Genomic DNA, 17,288 nt, shown 5'->3' with positions numbered 1-17,288 from the left:
TCACCCCGGTCACCCGATCCCCCCGCAACACTCCAGTCCGAACAGCCCAGCCCGAGCACCCCAGGAGCCCCTCATGACCGCGATCCCGCAGGAGCGCCGCGTCGTCACCGCCATTCCCGGACCGAAGTCGATCGAGCTCCAGGCCCGCCGGGCCGCGGTGGTCGCCGCCGGTGTGGGGTCCGTGCTGCCCGTGTTCACCGCTCGGGCCGGTGGCGGGATCATCGAGGACGTCGACGGCAACCGGCTCATCGACTTCGGCTCCGGCATCGCCGTGACCAGTGTCGGGGCGAGCGCCGAGGCCGTGGTGCGGCGGGCGTCCGCGCAGCTCGCGGACTTCACGCACACCTGCTTCATGGTGACGCCGTACGAGGGGTACGTCGAGGTCGCCGAGGCGCTCGCCGAGCTCACCCCCGGCGACCACGCGAAGAAGTCGGCGCTGTTCAACTCGGGCGCCGAGGCGGTCGAGAACGCCGTGAAGATCGCTCGCGCGCACACCAGGCGCCAGGCGGTCGTCGTCTTCGACCACGGCTACCACGGCCGGACCAACCTCACGATGGCGCTGACGGCGAAGAACATGCCGTACAAGCAGGGCTTCGGGCCGTTCGCGCCCGAGGTCTACCGGGTGCCGGTGGCGTACGGCTACCGCTGGCCGACCGGGGCGGAGAATGCCGGGGCCGAGGCGTCGGCGCAGGCCATCGATCAGATCAGCAAGCAGATCGGCGCGGAGAACGTCGCCGCGATCATCATCGAGCCGGTGCTCGGCGAGGGCGGCTTCATCGAGCCCGCGAAGGGCTTCCTCCCGGCCATCGCGCGGTTCGCCGAGGAGAACGGGATCGTCTTCGTCGCCGACGAGATCCAGTCCGGTTTCTGCCGGACCGGCCAGTGGTTCGCCTGTGAGGACGAGGGCGTGGTGCCGGATCTGATCACCACCGCGAAGGGCATCGCGGGCGGTCTGCCGCTCGCCGCCGTCACCGGCCGCGCCGAGATCATGGACGCGGCGCACGCCGGCGGCCTGGGCGGTACGTACGGCGGCAACCCGGTGGCGTGCGCGGGGGCGCTCGGGGCGATCGAGACCATGAGGGAGCTGGACCTCAACGCGCGCGCGAAGCGTATCGAGGAGGTCATGAAGGCGCGGCTCACCGCGATGCAGGAGAAGTTCGGCATCATCGGCGACATCCGGGGCCGGGGCGCGATGATCGCGATCGAGCTGGTGAAGGACCGGGGGACCAAGGAGCCGGACGCGGCGTCGGCCGCGGCGCTCGCCAAGGCGTGCCACGCCGCCGGGCTGCTGGTCCTGACCTGCGGCACCTACGGCAATGTGCTGCGCTTCCTGCCGCCGCTGGTGATCGGCGAGGAGCTGCTGAACGAGGGCCTGGACATCCTGGAGGAGGCGTTCGCGGCTCTCTGACCGGTGCCGGGGCCGGCGGCCGTGGAGCGCTCCGGGCGGGCCGTACCCCCGTTCGGATGGCGTTCGGGTGATCCGGACAAGGCGGTCGCCGACCAGGCGGAACGGTCGCGACCTGTGAAGAGAGTGTGGGGGGCCGATGGCGGGATGGAGATCCGGCTGTCGGTCCCCCCTCTCCCTGCCGTACGGTTTCTGCAGATGAGAGAAACACCTCGCTCGCAGGGGACTGCGAGCGGAGCCGGACCAGGGCTTCCCCAGCGCTGTGCCGGTCGTGCCTTCGCGCACACCACCGGAGCTTCGGGCTCCGGAACTCCTCACCGATCGGATGGCCGCACGCCCCAAACCCCCCGGGGCGCGCGGCGGCCCGGTCAGGCCGGCTGCCTCGGAACCACCCCCCCTGTTCCGAGGCGGCCGGCCTTTTGGCGTCTTCTGCCGCCGGCGCTGTGCGCGCTGCTCTTCGCGCTGATCACCTGGCAGGTCGCGGCGGGCGGACCGCTGCGCTCCCTCGACGAGCGGATCGAGCACGCGATCGCCGGGAGCGGCCCCCGGCCGCTGACGGAGCTGCTCGCCGACCTCGGCGGCCTGGCGGTGGCGCTGCCGGTGCTGGCCGCGGCTCTGGCGTACACCCTGGTGCGGGACGGCGGCACCCGGAGGTACGACGCGCTGCGCGTCGTACTCGCGATGGCCGCCGTGCCCGCGCTGGTCGTCCCGCTGAAGGCGCTGATCGACCGGCCGGGCCCGCTGACCGAGGCCACCGGCTACTACCCCTCGGGGCACACGGCGACGGCGATGGTGGCCTACGGCGGCGCCGCGCTGCTGCTCGCCCCGTACCGGGGGTTCCGATGGACGGTGCCCGCCGCCGGGGTGCTGACCCTGGCGACGGGCACCGGTCTGGTGCTGCGCGGCTACCACTGGCCGCTGGATGTGCTCGGCAGCCTGTGCCTCGGCGGCGTACTGCTGTCCCTGTGCCGCCGCCGGGGCGGGAGCCGGCCCGCTGGGAGCCGGCCCGCTGGGGGTCAGCTCCAGGTGTAGGCGTCGAAATTGCGCGAGAACTGCCACTGGTTGTAGCGGTCCCAGTTGATCGACCAGGTCATCAGGCCGCGCAGGGCGGGCCAGGTGCCGTGGGTCTGGTAGGAGCCGCAGTTGGTCTTCTTGGTGAGGCAGTCGAGCGCCTTGTTCACCTCGGCGGGCGCGGTGTGGCCGCCCGCCGCCTGGGTGGAGGCCGGGAGTCCGATGGCGACCTGCTCGGGGCGGAGCGGCGGGAAGACCCGGGACTGGTTGCCCGCGACGGGGAAGCCGGTGAGCATCATGTCGGCCATCGCGATGTGGAAGTCCGCGGAGCCCATGGTGTGGTACTGGTTGTCCAGACCCATGATCGGGCCCGAGTTGTAGTGCTGGACGTGGAGCAGGCTGAGGTCGTCCCGCAGGGCGTGGATGACCGGGAGATACGATCCGGCGCGCGGGTCCTGGCCGCCCCAGGGGCCGGAGCCGTAGAACTGGTAGCCCAGCTGGACGAAGAAGGTCTCCGGCGCCATGGTCAGGATGAAGTCCTTGCCGTACTTCGCCTTGAGGGTCTTGACCGCGGAGATCAGATTGACGATGACCGGGGTGGTCGGCGAGCGGAAGTCGGTGTCCCCGTTGTTGAGGGAGAGGGAGTGGCCCTCGAAGTCGATGTCCAGCCCGTTGAGCCCGTACTCGTCGATGATCTTCGAGACGGAGGAGACGAAGAGGTCACGGGCGGCGGTGGTGGCGAGCTGGACCTGGCCGTTCTGGCCTCCGATCGAGATCAGCACCTTCTTGCCCGCCGCCTGTTTGGCCTTGAGGGCGGCCTTGAAGTCGGCGGTGGACTCGACGTTCGGGCACTCGGTCACCGGGCAGAGGCCGAAGCGGATATCGCCCGAGGTGACGGAGGTGGGTTCGCCGAAGGCCAGGTTGATGACGTCCCAGGAGTCGGGGACGTCGGCCATCCGGGTGTAGCCGGAGCCGTTGGCGAAGCTGGTGTGCAGATAGCCGACGAGGGCGTGCGGCGGAAGTCCGCCGCCCGGGTCGCCTCCGCTGGTGGTGGTGGCGCTCACCGCCGCCGACTTGGGCGACTCCCCGGCGCTGTTGGCCGCGGTGACCTGGAAGGTGTACGAGGTCAGGGGGGTCAGCCCGGTGACGGTGGCCGAGGTGCCGCTGACCGAGGCGACCTTGTTGGCGCCCTGGTAGACGTGGTAGCCGGTGGCCCCGGACGAGGCGTTCCAGTTCAGCGGTACGGAGGTGGAACCGGGCGATCCGGCGGCGAGGCCGGTCGGCGCGGCGGGAATCTGGACGGGGTCGCCACCGGGGCCGAAGACGGAGATGTCGTCGGCGTGGTAGGCGGAGGTGCCGTACCAGCCGTGGGTGTAGACGGTCACCGAGGTGGTGGAGGCGCCGGTGCGGAAGGTGGTGGAGAGCTTCTGCCAGGAGGGCGCCGAGGGGGTCCAGGCGTAGACATCGGTGGTCCCGGTGCCGGAGGCCCCGAGGTAGGCGTAGCCGCCCTGGACCCAGCCGCTCAGGGTGTACTGGGAGTTGGGCCGGACGGTGACGGTCTGGCCGCACTTGGCGTTGTCGCCGCCGGACGGGGTGGCCTTGAGCGCCGAGGTGCCGCCGTGGACCGGGGTGGTGACGGCGGCTCCGCTCCCCGCCGAGCAGGTCCAGCCGGTGAGGCCCGCCTCGAAGCCTCCGTTGGTGGCGAGTTCGCTGTCGGCGGCCCGGGCGGTGGTCGCGGTGGCGACGAGCCCGCCGATGGCGAGGAGTCCGGCCGAGAGGGCGGCGACCCATCGGGTGCGGAGCCGGGCACGGGCGCCGGGCCGGCGGGGGGCGCGGCCCGGTGTGCTGTCTCTGGCCCGGCCGCGGCCTCGTTCTCTGGTGCGTTCCACAACTGCCTCCGTACATGGGGGGATGGAAGTGGGAGCGCGCATAATTTGGTCCAGACCAATGGGCTTGTCAAGGGTTGCGGCAGAGCCCGCACCCGGCTCCGGGTCCTCCGGACTCCGGCGGGAGCCGCTGCGGGGGCAGCGGCTCCCGCCGGAGTCCGGTCCTTCACCCGTCCTCGCCGCGCGCCAGGATCGCCGTCGCCTCGTGCATCGCCGCCTCCAGCAGCGCCGGTTCGGTGAGGGTCCCGGAGCCGTCCGGCGCGATCAGCCAGCGGACCCCGCCGCCGGCCGGCCGGCCGGGGTACGGGACGACGATCCAGGTGCCGTCGCCCGCGCCGCGGACCCCGGTGGCGATCCAGCGCCCGGCCGTGCCCGGCGGCACGAGGAAGGCGACACGGGTGTCGCCGGAGTCCGCGAGCACCGGCCCCGGCCGGCCGGTCAGCCGGTTCAGTACATCGAGCGTGGGGTGGCCCAGCCGTGCGGGCAGGATCAGTACGTCCCAGCGCCGGCCGGCGGGCAGCAGTGCGATCCCGTACGGATTGCGCTCCCACTCCCACCGGCAGGCGTCCGGGTCCGGTGCCACCGACACCAGCCACTCCACCGCTGTTTTGGCCCCCGAGCCAGTCATCGCCCGGCCTCCGTCCTTCGTTTCCATCCGGTTTGTCCAGGGGCGCCGGATGCGCCCCCGCACAGGGAGACAGAGGTGGGCACGGGGTATGACGCGGGTTTCGCTACTCCTTGGTAGTGAACTGGGTCACGACATGATCACGGCGGCCCGGGGCCCGGAGCGGACCCCGGGGGCAGGGCCCGCTCCGGGGCCGGGCGCGGGGGGGCTCAGCTGTCGAAGCCCAGACCCATCCGGTCCATCGTCCGCAGCCACGCGTTGCGGTGGCCACCCCGCTCGTCCGCCCTGGCCAGCGACCACTTGGTGAGCCCGATCCCGGCCCAGGCGACCGGCTCGGGCGGGAAGGGCAGCGGCTTGGTGCGCACCATCTCCAGCGCGGTGCGCTCGGTGCGCTCCCCCGCGAGCAGATCGAGCATGACCTCCGCGCCGAACCGGGTGGCGCCGACACCCAGCCCCGTATAGCCCGCGGCGTAGGCGACCCGGCCGCCGTGCGCCGTGCCGAAGAACGCCGAGAAGCGGGAGCAGGTGTCGATGGCACCGCCCCAGGCATGGCTGAAACGCACCCCTTCCAGCTGGGGGAAACAGCGGAAGAAGTGCTGGGCGAGCCGGAGGTAGGTCTCGGGGCGGTGGTCCAGCTCCGCGCTGAGCCGGCCCCCGTAGGGGTAGATCGCGTCATAGCCGCCCCACAGGACGCGGTTGTCGGCGGTCAGCCGGAAGTAGTGGAACCGGTTGGCGGCGTCGCCGAGCCCCTGCCGGCCGCTCCAGCCGATGGAGGCGAGCTGGGCGGCGGTCAGCGGCTCGGTCGTCAGGGCGTAGTCGTAGACCGGGACGGTGTACGGGCGCACCCGTCTGACCAGCGAGGGAAAGACATTGGTGCCCAGCGCGACCCGGCGGGCGAAGACCCTGCCCCAGGGGGTGCGGACGGCCATCCGGGCCCCGGCCGACGCCAGCTCCAGGGCCGGGGTGTTCTCATGGACGCGCACGCCGAGACGGAGCGCGGCGCGCTTGAGCCCCCAGGTCAGCCGGGCCGGGTTGAGCAGCGCGGTGCCGCGCGGGTCCCAGAGGCCGCCGAGGAAGGTCGGGGAGTCCACCTCGGCGCGCACGGCGTCCCGGTCGAGGAGCCGGAGCCCGGCGAAGCCCGCCGCCCCGGCCTCTCGGCGCAGTTCGGCCAGTTCCGTCATGTGGTGCGGCTCGGTGGCGACGTCGATGCCGCCGGTGCGCTCGAAGTCGCACTCCAGGCCGTGGGTGGTGACGGCGGCCTCGATGGCGTCGAGGTTCTCCTCGCCGAGCCGCTCCAGGGTGGCGATCTCCCCGGGCCAGCGGGCGAGGCCGTTGCCCAGGCCGTGGGTGAGCGAGGCGGCGCAGAAGCCGCCGTTGCGGCCCGAAGCGGCCCAGCCGGTCTCCCGGCCCTCGATGAGGACGACTTCGCGGTCCGGGTCCCGCTCCTTGGCGAGCAGCGCGGTCCACAGCCCGCTGTAGCCGCCGCCGATCACCAGCAGGTCGCACTCCTCGTCGGCGGTGAGCGCGGGCTCGGCTGCGGGCTTCGCGGGGTCGTCCAGCCAGAAGCACAGGGGCTGGACATCGGACAGGGACGGGGCAAAGGACATGGCGGCTCGGGCCATGGTTTCCACTCCTCGGCGTACTGGGATGTGCCGCGCGGCCGGCGGGACGGGCCCGGCGGTCCGTCACCCGGACGTGGCGGCCTTCTTCCGGCGGCCGGCGACGAACTGCCCGGCGACCACCACGAGCACCGCGATGAGGAACATCGCCGTGCCGATGACATTGATCTGGACGGGGGTGCCCCGCTGGGCCGAACCCCAGACGAACATGGGGAAGGTGACGGCGGTGCCGGAGGTGAAATTGGTGATGATGAAATCGTCGAAGGAGAGCGCGAAGGCGAGCAGCGCGCCCGCCGCGATTCCGGGGGCGGCTATCGGCAGGGTCACCCGCAGAAAGGTCTGCGCCGGCCCCGCGTAGAGATCGCGGGCGGCCTCCTCCAGACGGGGGTCCATGGAGAGCACCCGCGCCTTGACCGCCACCACCACGAAGCTGAGGCAGAACATGGTGTGCGCGATGAGAACGGTCCGGAATCCGAGTTCGGCGCCGAGATTGAGGAAGAGCGTGAGCAGCGAGGCGGCCATGACCACCTCCGGCATCGCCATCGGGAGGAAGATCAGCGCGTTGACCGCGCCGCGCGCCCGGAACCGGTAGCGGACCAGCGCGAAGGCGATCATCACCCCGAGCACCGTGGCCCCGATCGTGGCCCAGAGGGCGATCCGGAGCGAGAGCGCGAGGGAGCCGCAGAGGTCGGGGACGCCGCACGGGTCGCGCCAGGCGTCGGTGGAGAATTCCCGCCAGGAGTAGTTGAACTTTCCGGCGGGGCGGTTGAAGGAGAACACCATCACGACGATGTTCGGCAGTATCAGATAGGCGAGCGTCAGCAGTCCCGCGAGGACCACGGCATTGCGCTTGAGCCATGCCATCGGAGCCATCAGAGCAGATCCTCCGTTCCGGCCCGCCGGATGTAGACGGTGACCATGATGAGCACAACGGCCATGAGAAGGAATGACAGCGCGGCGGCGGTGGGATAGTCGAGCACCCGCAGGAACTGCGACTGGATGACATTGCCGACCATCTTGGTGTCCGTGGAGCCGAGGAGTTCGGCGTTGACGTAGTCACCGCTCGCCGGGATGAAGGTCAGCAGGGTGCCGGAGACCACGCCCGGCATCGACAGCGGGAAGGTCACCTTGCGGAAGGTGGTGGCGGGCCCGGCGTAGAGATCGCCCGCCGCCTCGTGGAGCCGGGGGTCGATCCGCTCCAGCGAGGTGTAGAGCGGCAGCACCATGAAGGGGAGGAAGTTGTACGTCAGACCGGTGACCACGGCCAGCGGGGTGGCGAGCACCCGGGTTCCGTCGGTCAGACCGAGCCAGTTGGTGACGTCCAGGAAGCCGACGGCGCCGAGGACCTCCACCACCGGGCCGCTGTCCGCGAGGATCGTCTTCCAGGCGAGGGTGCGGATCAGGAAGCTGGTGAAGAACGGCGCGATGACCAGCACGAGCAGCAGATGGCGCCAGCGGCCCGCCCTGAAGGCGATCAGATACGCCAGCGGGTAGCCGAGCAGCAGACACAGGGCCGTCGCGGTGCCCGCGTACAGCACCGAGCGGACGAAGTGCGGCCAGTAGTCGGCCAGCGCGTCCGCGTACGTCCGGAAGTGCCAGGTGACGGTGAAGCCCTCTTCCAGGGACCCGGTCTGCACGGAGGTCGAGGCCTGGTAGACCAGCGGGAGCGCGAAGAAGACCAGCAGCCAGAGGATGCCGGGCAGCAGCAGCCAGTAGGGCACGAGCCGGCGGCGGGCGGACGGCCGGTGGACCGCGGGGGCCGGGGGCGGCGGGCCGGGCGGGGCTCCGGGGGCGGGAGCGGGCGCGGTGGTGGTCATGCCGGGTCCCCCACCGTCTCCGCGTCCGCGCCGATCGTCTCCACACCCGCGTCGATGGGCTGCCCGGCGTCGAGCCCGAAGCCGTGCTCGGGGTTCCAGTGGAGGACGACCTCGGCGCCGGGCACCAGCCGGGGGTCCCGCTCGATGTTCTGGACGTACACCTCCAGGTCCGGGCAGACCGGGCTGTCGATGACGTACTGCGTGGAGACTCCGATGAAGCCGGCGGCGGCGATGGTTCCGGTGAGACGGTTCCTCCCCGCCGGCACCGAGTCCGCGTCGGCGGCGGGGACCAGGGATATCTTCTCCGGGCGGATTCCGGCCAGCAGCCTGCCGCCGGTGACCGGGGCGGTGGCGCAGCGGCCGGCCGGGAGCCGGAGCCGGGCACCGGCCGCGCTCACCACGACCTCGCCGCCGGAGACCGAGACGACCCCGGCCGCGATGAGGTTGGAGGTGCCCAGGAAGTTGGCGACGAAGGTGGTCCGGGGGTTCTCGTACAGCTCGGCGGGCGCGCCGAGCTGCTCGACCCGGCCGCCGTTCATCACCGCGACCGTGTCGGCCATCGTCATGGCCTCCTCCTGGTCGTGGGTGACATGGACGAAGGTGATGCCGACCTCGGTCTGGATGCGCTTGAGCTCCAGTTGCATCTGCCGGCGCAGTTTGAGGTCGAGCGCGCCGAGGGGTTCGTCGAGCAGCAGCACCCGGGGGTGGTTGATGAGCGCCCGGGCGACGGCGACGCGCTGCTGCTGGCCGCCGGAGAGCTGGTGGGGACGGCGGGCCGCCAGCTCCCCGAGCTGCACCAGGTCGAGCATCTCGCCGACCTGCTTGCGCACCGACCGGATGCCGCGGCGGCGCAGCCCGAAGGCGACATTCTCGTGGATGCTCAGGTGCGGGAAGAGCGCGTAGCTCTGGAAGACGGTGTTGACGGGCCGCCGGTGCGGCGGCAGCCGGGTGACATCGCGGTCGCCGAGGAGGATGGAGCCGGTGGTGGGGTCCTCCAGTCCGGCGATCATCCGCAGGGTGGTGGTCTTGCCGCAGCCGGAGGCGCCGAGCAGCGCGAAGAAGGTGCCCTGCGGGACGGTCAGGTCCAGCGGGTGGACGGCGGTGACGGAGCGGCCGTAGGTCTTGCTGATCCCGGAGAGGCGGACATCGCCGCCCGCTGTGGTGTCGGTCATGGGTCGCGGTCCCAGGGGTAGCGGTGGACGGGGAGAGGGGGTCAGGCGCCGATGAGGGTGGCGAACTTCTCTTCGTACGCCTTCTCCTCCGCGGTGCTCAGCGAGCGGAAGGCATGGGACTTCGCGGCCATGGCCCGGTCCGGGACGATCAGGGTGTTGCGGGCGAGGGCGGGATCGATCTTCGCCAGCTCGGCGCCGACTCCCGCGACCGGGCAGACGTAGTTGATGTACGCGGCGAGCCGGGCGGCGACCGGGAGCCGGTAGTAGTGGTCGATGAGCCGGGTGGCGTTCGCCCGGTGTCTGGCACCGGCCGGCACGAGGAGGTTGTCGCTGGAGGTGACATAGCCGGCCTCGGGTATCGCGAAGGCGATGTCCGGGTTGCCGGCCCGGAGCTGGATGACATCGCCGGCCCAGGCGATACAGGCCGCCAGATCCCCCTTGTCCAGGTCCGAGGTGTAGTCGTTGCCGGTGAACCGCCGGATCTGCTTGCGGTCCACACCCTTCTGGAGCCGCCCGATCGCCTCGTCGTAGTCGGCGTCGGTGAACTTCCCCGGGTCCTTGCCGAGGTCCAGCAGGGTCATCCCGACGGTGTCGCGCATCTCGGTGAGGAAGCCGACCCGCCCTTTGAGAGAGGGGTCGTCCAGCAGCTGGCTGACGGAGTCGACCTTCTTCCCTCCGGTCGCCCGGGTGTTGTAGGCGATGACGGTGGAGATCCCGGTCCAGGGGTACGAGTGGGCGCGGCCCGGGTCCCAGTCGGGGTTGCGGAACTGGGGGGAGAGATGGGTGTACGCGTGGGGCAGCAGCGAGGCGTCGAGCCGCTGGACCCAGCCGAGGCGGATCATCCGGGCGGCGAGCCAGTCGGTGACACAGATCAGGTCCCGGCCGGTGGGCTGGCCGGCCGCGAGCTGCGGCTGGATCTTTCCGAAGAATTCGACGTTGTCGTTGATGTCCTCGGTGTACTTGACCCTGATGCCGGTGCGCCGGGTGAAGTCGCCGAGGGTGGGGCGGCTCTTCTTGTCCTCGCCGATGTCCATGTACTCGGTCCAGTTGGAGAAGATCACCTCCTTCTCCTCGGCCGAGTGGTCGTCGGAGGACTCGGCCCCGCCCTCGCGCTTGGCGGGCGGGATGCCGCAGGCGGCGAGGGTGGTGAGTCCGGCGAGGGTGAGGGCGCCGGTGCCGGTGGCGCGCAGCAGCGAGCGGCGGGTGAGGGCCCCCCGGCCCGTGGTGAGGCTGCGCCGTACCGCCGCCAGGTGGGCCGGGGCGGGGCCGTCGGGCTCGTACGGATACATGATCGGTGGCCTTTCGGGATGCGGTGCGCCCTTGCGGGACGGGACGGGTGCGGTGCGGTCGCCGGGTGGGGCCGGGGTGGGGTGGGGTGGGGGCCCTGAGGTGGGGGCGGAGGGTGGGAGGGCAGAGGGGTCAGCGGTCGCCGAGGACGGTGCGGTGCCAGTCCTTGCGCACGGCTGCGGTGTTGTCGAACATCACATGCTTGACCTGCGTGTACTCGTCGAAGGAGTACACCGACATGTCCTTGCCGTAGCCGGAGGCGCCATACCCGCCGTGCGGCATCTCGCTGATGATCGGGATGTGGTCGTTGATCCAGACGCAGCCGGCCCGCAGCTCCCGGGTGGCGCGGTTGGCGCGGAAGACATCGCGGGTCCAGGCGGAGGCGGCGAGGCCGTAGGGGGTGTCGTTGGCGAGCGCGATGCCCTCGTCGTCCGCGTCGAAGGGGAGCACGGCGAGGACCGGGCCGAAGACCTCGGACTGGACGATCTCGCTGTCCTGGGCCGCGTCCGCGATCAGCGTCGGCGCGTAGTAGGCGCCCCCGTTGCCGGGCGCCGTGCCGCCGGTGACCACCCGCGCGTAGCCGCGCGCCCGCTCCACGAAGCCCGCCACCCGGTCGCGCTGGACATGCGAGACCAGCGGCCCCAGATCGGTCGCGGGGTCGAACGGGTCGCCGACCCTGACCGTGGCCATGACATCGGCGATCCCCGCCATCACCTCGTCGTACAGCGGGCGCTGGATGTAGACGCGGGTGGCGGCGGTGCAGTCCTGGCCGGAGTTGATCAGCGCGCCGGCGACCGCGCCCCGGACGGCGGCGGCGGGGTCGGCGTCGTCGAAGACGACGAAGGGGGCCTTGCCGCCGAGTTCGAGGTGGAGGCGTTTCGCGGTGGCGGCGGCGAGCGCCGCGACCCGGCGGCCGACGGCGGTGGAGCCGGTGAAGGAGACCATGGCGACATCGGGGTGGGTGACGAGCCGCTCGCCCGCCTCCCGTCCCGCGCCGGAGACCACGTTGACCACGCCGTCCGGGATGCCCGCGTCCGTCGCGGCCTGGGCGAACATCAGCGAGGTCAGCGGGGTGGTCTCGGCCGGTTTGAGGACGACGGTGTTGCCCGCGGCGATGGCCGGGAGGATCTTCCAGGCCGCCATCTGGAGCGGATAGTTCCAGGGCGCGATGGAGCCGATGACCCCGATCGGTTCACGGCGTACGTAGGAGGTGTGGTCGCCGCTGTACTCGCCGGCCGACTGCCCCTGGAGCCGGCGGGCCGCGCCCGCGAAGAAGGCGGTGTTGTCGATGGTGCCGGGGACGTCGAACCCGGCGCTGAGCCGGAGCGGCTTCCCGCACTGGAGGGACTCGGTGCGGGCGAGCTCCCCGGCCCGGCCGGCGAGGACGGAGGCGAAGCGGTGCAGGGCGTCGGAGCGCTCGCCCGGGGTGGCTCCCGCCCACCCGGGGAAGGCCGCGCGGGCGGCGGCGACGGCCGTGTCGACATCGTCCGCGCCCGCCAGGGCGTAGCCGAGGAGCCTCGCTCCGGTGGCGGGGTCGACGATGTCCTGGGTGCGTCCCGAGGTGCCGGGCCTCAGCCGCCCGCCGGTGTACTGCGCGCCGTCCGCGAAGCGGTCGAGACCGTGGTCGCCGTTGCCCATGACGCTCTCCGTTGTTCTGGTCGCTCTTGTCGGTTCTTGCCAGTTCTTTGCTGGTTCTTACCGGTTCTTGCTGGTTCTTGTCGCTTGCTCTGCTCTTGCGGTTCCCGCTCGTCCGCCGTGCCCGTGCGGCGGTCGGCCTGTCGGCCGCCGTTGTTCCGGCCGGAATTGATTGCCGATCCTGACAGAGCACCTGTTCGCCAACAAGTGATTCCGTAGTTGCCTTTTGGTTACGCGACGGAATCGGTCGACCATCTGTCGTGTCGGCGGGTCATGGACCGTACGGAGTGTCAGTGGTGGATGCGAGACTCGCGTGCATGGGGAATCACACGTCGGCACATGAGCTGATCCGCCAGGTCAGCACGGGTGAGCGGATCAGGTATCTGTACTTCTGGGGCCATGCCCCGCGGCGGGACGGGCGGATCGGCGCGAGCTGCCTCAGCCAGTGGTGGCCCTCACCGTTCGTGGTCGACGGCGTGCGGTACCCGACGGCGGAGCACTGGATGATGGCGGCCAAGGCCCGGCTGTTCGGCGACGCGGAGGCGGAGGAGCGGGTGCTCGCCGCGCGGACCCCGGCCGAGGCCAAGAAGGCCGGGCGTCTGGTGCGCGATTTCGACGAGGCGGTGTGGGAGCGCGAGCGGTTCGCGACCGTGCGCTCGGGCAGCGTCCACAAGTTCGGTCAGCACGCCGGGCTGCGGACGTTTCTGCTCGCCACCGGGGACCGGGTGCTGGTCGAGGCCAGCCCGACCGACCGGGTGTGGGGCATCGGGCTGGCCGCGGCCGATGAGCGGGCGCATGATCCGGCCCGCTGGCTGGGGCTGAATCTGCTGGGGTTCGCGCTGATGGAGGCGAGACAGGAGCTGCGGGGCCGCGCCGCCGACACGGTCTGAGCGCGGAGGCAACGGACCGAACCCGGGGCCCGTACCGAACCGGCGGCACGGACCGAACCGGCGGCACGGCGCGAGCGCGACCGCGACCGGTCCGAGCGCGATCCCCCGGCCCGGGCCCGGCGGCGCGGGGGCGCGGCTGTCACCAGGTGGTGGAGAGGCCACCGCCCGCGCCGTACCACGGGTCCTCCACGGAGGAGTCCGCGTCCATGGACAGTCCCCAGACGGTCAGCGCGAGGAACGCGGTGCCGAGCGCCAGCCCGATGGAGCCCAGGATGATGCCCGCGAGCGCCACCCCGCCGTTGTCGGCCTCGCCACGCCGATGACGCCTGCGTCCGATGATGCCGAAGATCAGCGCGAGACCGCCGAAGAGGACCCCGGGAACACCCCAGAGGCAGAAGAAGGTGACGGCGAGGATGCCGAGCACCAGGGACGCGACCCCCATCCCGTTCGACGGGGCGACCGGCGGCTGCCAGCCGCTCGGCGGATAGCCCTGGTAGCCGGGGTGGGCCGGATAGCCCCCGCCGTAGGGAGGGAGGGGAGCGGTGGTGTGTCCGAAGGGAACGGCCCCCGGCTGGGGCTGGGACCAGCCACCGGGTGCGGTGGGCGGCGGCGGTACCGCGCCGGTGCCGGCCCCGGGCATGGACGTGACGGTGGGCTGCTGGTGCACATACGGGGCGGCGGGCGCGGCCCCCGGCGTCTCCAGCGGCACATCGGGCCGGGTGGTGCCGCTCCCGCCGGGCCACGGCGTGTTCTGCGGGGTGTCACCGTGCTGAGGGGCTCCGCCCTGCTGCGGCGGCGCCCAGGGATCACGGTCGAGCGGCTCGGGCGTGCCCGGCGGCTGGGACTGCTGGTCTGACACTCTGTTCCCCCGTTCGTGGTCCGGTCATGCTAAAGCCTGCGCTCCACGGAGTACCGCCCGCCTACGATGATCCCCTAATCGAACGACCGATCGCACCCGGAGGACCCGATGACCGACCTGCGCCCCTTCATCGAGGGACTCCCCAAGGCCGAACTGCATGTGCACCATGTCGGCTCGGCCTCCCCGCGCATCGTCGCCGAGCTGGCGGCCCACCACCCCGATTCCCGGGTCCCCACCGACCCCGAGGCGCTCGCGGACTACTTCACCTTCACCGACTTCGCGCACTTCATCGAGGTCTATCTCTCGGTGGTGAGCCTGATCCGCACCCCGGAGGACGTACGGCTGCTCACCTTCGAGGTGGCCCGCGACATGGCCCGGCAGAACGTCCGCTACGCGGAGCTGACCGTCACCCCCTTCAGCTCCACCCGCCGGGGCATCGAGGAGCGGGCCTTCATGGAGGCGATCGAGGACGCCCGGAAGGCCGCCGAGGCCGAGTTGGGCGTCGTCCTGCGCTGGTGTTTCGACATCCCGGGCGAGGCGGGGCTCGAAGCCGCCGAAGAGACCACCCGGCTGGCGCTGGACCTGCGCCCCGAGGGGCTGGTCTCCTTCGGGCTCGGCGGGCCGGAGATCGGTGTGCCCAGGCCGCAGTTCAAGCCGTACTTCGACCGGGCCATCGCGGCCGGGCTGCACTCCGTGCCGCACGCCGGGGAGACCACCGGACCGCAGACGATCTGGGACGCGCTCCAGGAGCTGGGGGCCGAGCGCATCGGCCATGGCACCACCGCCGCGCAGGACCCGGCGCTGCTGGCCCATCTCGCCGAGCGGCGCATCCCGCTGGAGGTCTGCCCCACCTCCAATCTGGCCACCCGGGCCGTGACCGACCTCGACCGGCACCCGGTCCGGGAGATGGTCGCGGCCGGTGTGCTGGTGACGATCAACAGCGACGACCCCCCGATGTTCGGCACCGATCTGAACAACGAGTACGCGGTGGCGGCCCGGCTGCTCGATCTCGACGAGCGCGGTGTGGCGGAGCTGGCCAAGAACGCGGTGCACGCGTCCTTCCTCGACCCGGCGGGCAAGGCGAGGATCGCCGGGGAGATCGACACCTACACGGCGTCCTGGCTCGCCGGCCGCTGACGGGCCCCGGCCGGAGGCCACCCGCGGCCCCGGGGCTGACCCGCCCCGGGTCCGCAGGGTCCGCCCCGGGTCCGCAGGGTCCGCCCGGGTCCGCGCCCCGGACCCGCCGCCGGTCCCGTCGTCGGCCCCGCCGCCCCGGGGCCCGCGGTGAACAATGGGAGCCATGCGTACCGTCACCGCCGTAGGCCACCGAGGCGATCCGTACCTCGTCCGTGAGAACACCCTCCCCTCCCTCCGCTCCGCCGCCGCCCGGGGCGCGGACGCGGTGGAGATCGATGTGCGGCTCACCGCCGACGGAGTCCCCGTGCTGTTGCACGACTCCACACTGAAGCGGCTCTGGGGCCACGACCGCCCGCTGGCGCGGCTCTCCCGTGCCGAGGTGGCGGGGCTGACCGCCGGCGGGGTGCCGACCCTGGAGGAGGCGCTGCGGACCCTGGAGGGGCTCGGCGGCTGCCGGGTGATGATCGACCTCCCCGGCGCCACGCCCGAGACCGTGCGGAGGGTGGTCGGCGCCGTCCACGACCACGGCGCGGCGGAGCGCGCGTACTACTGCGCGGGCCCGGCCACCATGCTCGCGGTGCGCGCCGCCGACCCCGCCGCCGAGATCGCCCTGACATGGACCTCGCTGGCCCCGCCGCGCCCCGTCCTGCTGGACGCGCTCCGTCCCCGTACGCTCAACTACCGCTTCGGCCTGGTCGGCCGGGCTCTCGTGGACCGGGTCCACGGCGACGGAATGCTCGTCTCCGCGTGGACGGCGGACACGCGGCGCACCATGCGGTCACTGGTCCGGGCGGGCGTCGACTCGATCACCACCAACCGGGTGGACACCCTGCGCTCGGTGCTCGGCGCCCCGGACCGGCGTCCTTGATCCTTCCGGCATGATGGACCGCCGGGCCCTGTACCCCGGCCGAGGAGCACTGATGAACGACAGGATTCGCACCGACGTCGCCCACAACGCCAGAGTCTGGAACCACTGGCTGCACGGGAAGGACAACTACCCGGTCGACCGCACGGTCGGCGACCACATCACCGGTCTCTATCCCAGCATCGGCGAGGTCGCCCGCGCCGATCGGGCGTTCCTGGGCCGGGTGGTGGGCCATCTGACCGCCGAGCGCGGCATACGGCAGTTCCTGGACATCGGTACGGGGCTGCCGACCGCCGAGAACACCCATGAGGTGGCCCAGCGCATCGCGCCGGAGTCCCGGATCGTCTATGTCGACAACGATCCGATCGTGCTGGCGCACGCCCGCGCGCTGCTCACCAGCTCGCCCGAGGGCTCGACCGAGTATCTGGACGCGGACGCCCACGACCCGGAGGGGATTCTGCGCGCGGTCACCCCGACGCTGGACCTCGGCCGGCCGGTGGCGGTGATCATGCTCGGGATTCTCAACTTCGTGCTGGACACCGACGAGGCCCGCTCCATCGTCCGCACCCTGATGGCCTCGGTCCCCTCCGGCAGCGCCCTGGTGCTGACGCATCCGACGCTGGAGCTGGGGGGCGAGGGCAACGCGGAGGCGATGGCGTTCTGGAACGAGAACGCGACCCCGCCGATCACCGCGCGCACCGGCGAGGAGATCGCCTCGTTCCTGGAGGGGCTGGAGGTGCTGGAGCCCGGTCTGGTCTCCTGCTCGCGCTGGCGCCCGGGCACAGCGGGGGAGGAACCGCCCCTGGTGGCGCAGTACGGCGTGGTGGGACTCAAGCCGTAACGCGGCACGGGCCCCGGCGGCGGGCACCGCGAACCCCGGCGGCGGGCGCGGCGGGACCCGGAACCATCGGGCACGGCGAACCCCGGCCGTCGGCAGGGCGGGCCCCGAACCGTCCTGCGCGCGGAAGGGGCGGGGGCTCACCGCCGGGACTTCCCGGCGGTGTGGCGACGATCACCACCTCGCGCCCGCTCACCCGGCCGATTCCCGCGATCACTCCGGCCGCCGGGGCCTGGTCCTCG

The 17,288-nt window shown here is 72.1% G+C and carries 15 protein-coding genes; 6 read left to right on the top strand and 9 right to left on the bottom strand.

Features of this window, described 5'->3' with window-relative positions; translation table 11 throughout:
- Positions 1–73: 73 nt before the first annotated feature.
- The gene (gene gabT / locus ACWCRA_RS34290; RefSeq protein WP_351546309.1) at positions 74–1,408 is read left to right on the top strand and encodes a 4-aminobutyrate--2-oxoglutarate transaminase; all 1,335 of its coding nucleotides are present in this window, start codon (positions 74–76) and stop codon (positions 1,406–1,408) included.
- A gap of 195 nt (positions 1,409–1,603) precedes the next feature.
- Positions 1,604–2,437 carry a phosphatase PAP2 family protein gene (locus tag ACWCRA_RS34285; protein WP_451069382.1) on the top strand — a complete coding sequence of 278 codons (834 nt, stop codon included), beginning with the start codon at positions 1,604–1,606 and terminating at the stop codon, positions 2,435–2,437.
- Here the strand turns inward: ACWCRA_RS34285 and ACWCRA_RS34280 are convergent.
- The 8 genes from ACWCRA_RS34280 to ACWCRA_RS34245 all read right to left on the bottom strand — a co-directional run bounded on the left by ACWCRA_RS34280 (position 2,422) and on the right by ACWCRA_RS34245 (position 12,460).
- Positions 2,422–4,305 carry a chitinase gene (locus ACWCRA_RS34280; RefSeq protein WP_451069381.1) on the bottom strand — a complete coding sequence of 628 codons (1,884 nt, stop codon included), beginning with the start codon at positions 4,303–4,305 and terminating at the stop codon, positions 2,422–2,424. The genes ACWCRA_RS34285 and ACWCRA_RS34280 overlap by 16 nt on opposite strands.
- A 163-nt stretch (positions 4,306–4,468) precedes the next feature.
- Positions 4,469–4,930 carry a hypothetical protein gene (locus ACWCRA_RS34275; protein WP_351546314.1) on the bottom strand — a complete coding sequence of 154 codons (462 nt, stop codon included), beginning with the start codon at positions 4,928–4,930 and terminating at the stop codon, positions 4,469–4,471.
- A 206-nt stretch (positions 4,931–5,136) separates the two neighbouring features.
- Positions 5,137–6,549, bottom strand: coding sequence for an NAD(P)/FAD-dependent oxidoreductase (locus ACWCRA_RS34270; RefSeq protein WP_451069380.1), 1,413 nt, complete (start codon positions 6,547–6,549; stop codon positions 5,137–5,139).
- A gap of 63 nt (positions 6,550–6,612) precedes the next feature.
- Positions 6,613–7,410 (bottom strand): ABC transporter permease, encoded by a 798-nt coding sequence (locus ACWCRA_RS34265; RefSeq protein WP_451069385.1) that lies wholly within the window; start codon positions 7,408–7,410, stop codon positions 6,613–6,615.
- 8 nt (positions 7,411–7,418) lie between these two features.
- Positions 7,419–8,363, bottom strand: coding sequence for an ABC transporter permease (locus tag ACWCRA_RS34260; RefSeq protein ID WP_351546323.1), 945 nt, complete (start codon positions 8,361–8,363; stop codon positions 7,419–7,421).
- Complete coding sequence (locus ACWCRA_RS34255) at positions 8,360–9,535, bottom strand: ABC transporter ATP-binding protein (protein ID WP_351546326.1); 1,176 nt, start codon at positions 9,533–9,535, stop codon at positions 8,360–8,362. Before ACWCRA_RS34255 ends, ACWCRA_RS34260 begins: the two co-directional genes overlap by 4 nt.
- Positions 9,536–9,576: 41 nt before the next feature.
- Positions 9,577–10,824 carry an ABC transporter substrate-binding protein gene (locus ACWCRA_RS34250; protein WP_351546329.1) on the bottom strand — a complete coding sequence of 416 codons (1,248 nt, stop codon included), beginning with the start codon at positions 10,822–10,824 and terminating at the stop codon, positions 9,577–9,579.
- Between the two features lie 130 nt (positions 10,825–10,954).
- A complete protein-coding gene (locus ACWCRA_RS34245; protein WP_351546332.1) occupies positions 10,955–12,460 on the bottom strand; it encodes a gamma-aminobutyraldehyde dehydrogenase in 1,506 nt (501 codons plus the stop codon).
- 314 nt (positions 12,461–12,774) lie between these two features.
- Between ACWCRA_RS34245 and ACWCRA_RS34240 the strand changes: the two genes are divergently transcribed.
- A complete protein-coding gene (locus ACWCRA_RS34240) occupies positions 12,775–13,347 on the top strand; it encodes an NADAR family protein (RefSeq protein WP_351546335.1) in 573 nt (190 codons plus the stop codon).
- Between the two features lie 139 nt (positions 13,348–13,486).
- Here the strand turns inward: ACWCRA_RS34240 and ACWCRA_RS34235 are convergent, their stop codons facing one another.
- Positions 13,487–14,206, bottom strand: a complete 720-nt coding sequence (locus ACWCRA_RS34235; RefSeq protein WP_351546338.1) for a DUF4190 domain-containing protein — start codon at positions 14,204–14,206, stop codon at positions 13,487–13,489.
- A 108-nt stretch (positions 14,207–14,314) separates the two neighbouring features.
- Here ACWCRA_RS34235 and ACWCRA_RS34230 point away from each other — a divergent pair, with 108 nt between their 5' ends.
- The 3 genes from ACWCRA_RS34230 (at position 14,315) to ACWCRA_RS34220 (ending at position 17,049) form a co-directional block, all read left to right on the top strand.
- The gene (locus ACWCRA_RS34230; protein ID WP_351546341.1) at positions 14,315–15,343 is read left to right on the top strand and encodes an adenosine deaminase; all 1,029 of its coding nucleotides are present in this window, start codon (positions 14,315–14,317) and stop codon (positions 15,341–15,343) included.
- Positions 15,344–15,506: 163 nt separating this feature from the next.
- A complete protein-coding gene (locus ACWCRA_RS34225; RefSeq protein WP_351546344.1) occupies positions 15,507–16,211 on the top strand; it encodes a glycerophosphodiester phosphodiesterase in 705 nt (234 codons plus the stop codon).
- Between the two features lie 52 nt (positions 16,212–16,263).
- Positions 16,264–17,049: an SAM-dependent methyltransferase gene (locus ACWCRA_RS34220; protein ID WP_351546347.1), complete on the top strand. Its 786-nt coding sequence runs from the start codon at positions 16,264–16,266 to the stop codon at positions 17,047–17,049.
- The last annotated feature ends 239 nt before the right edge of the window (positions 17,050–17,288 follow it).

Source organism: Streptomyces sp. NPDC001889 (assembly GCF_053594535.1).
Note: the sequence above shows the minus strand (reverse complement) of the source record. Positions and strands in the feature narration are given on the sequence as shown.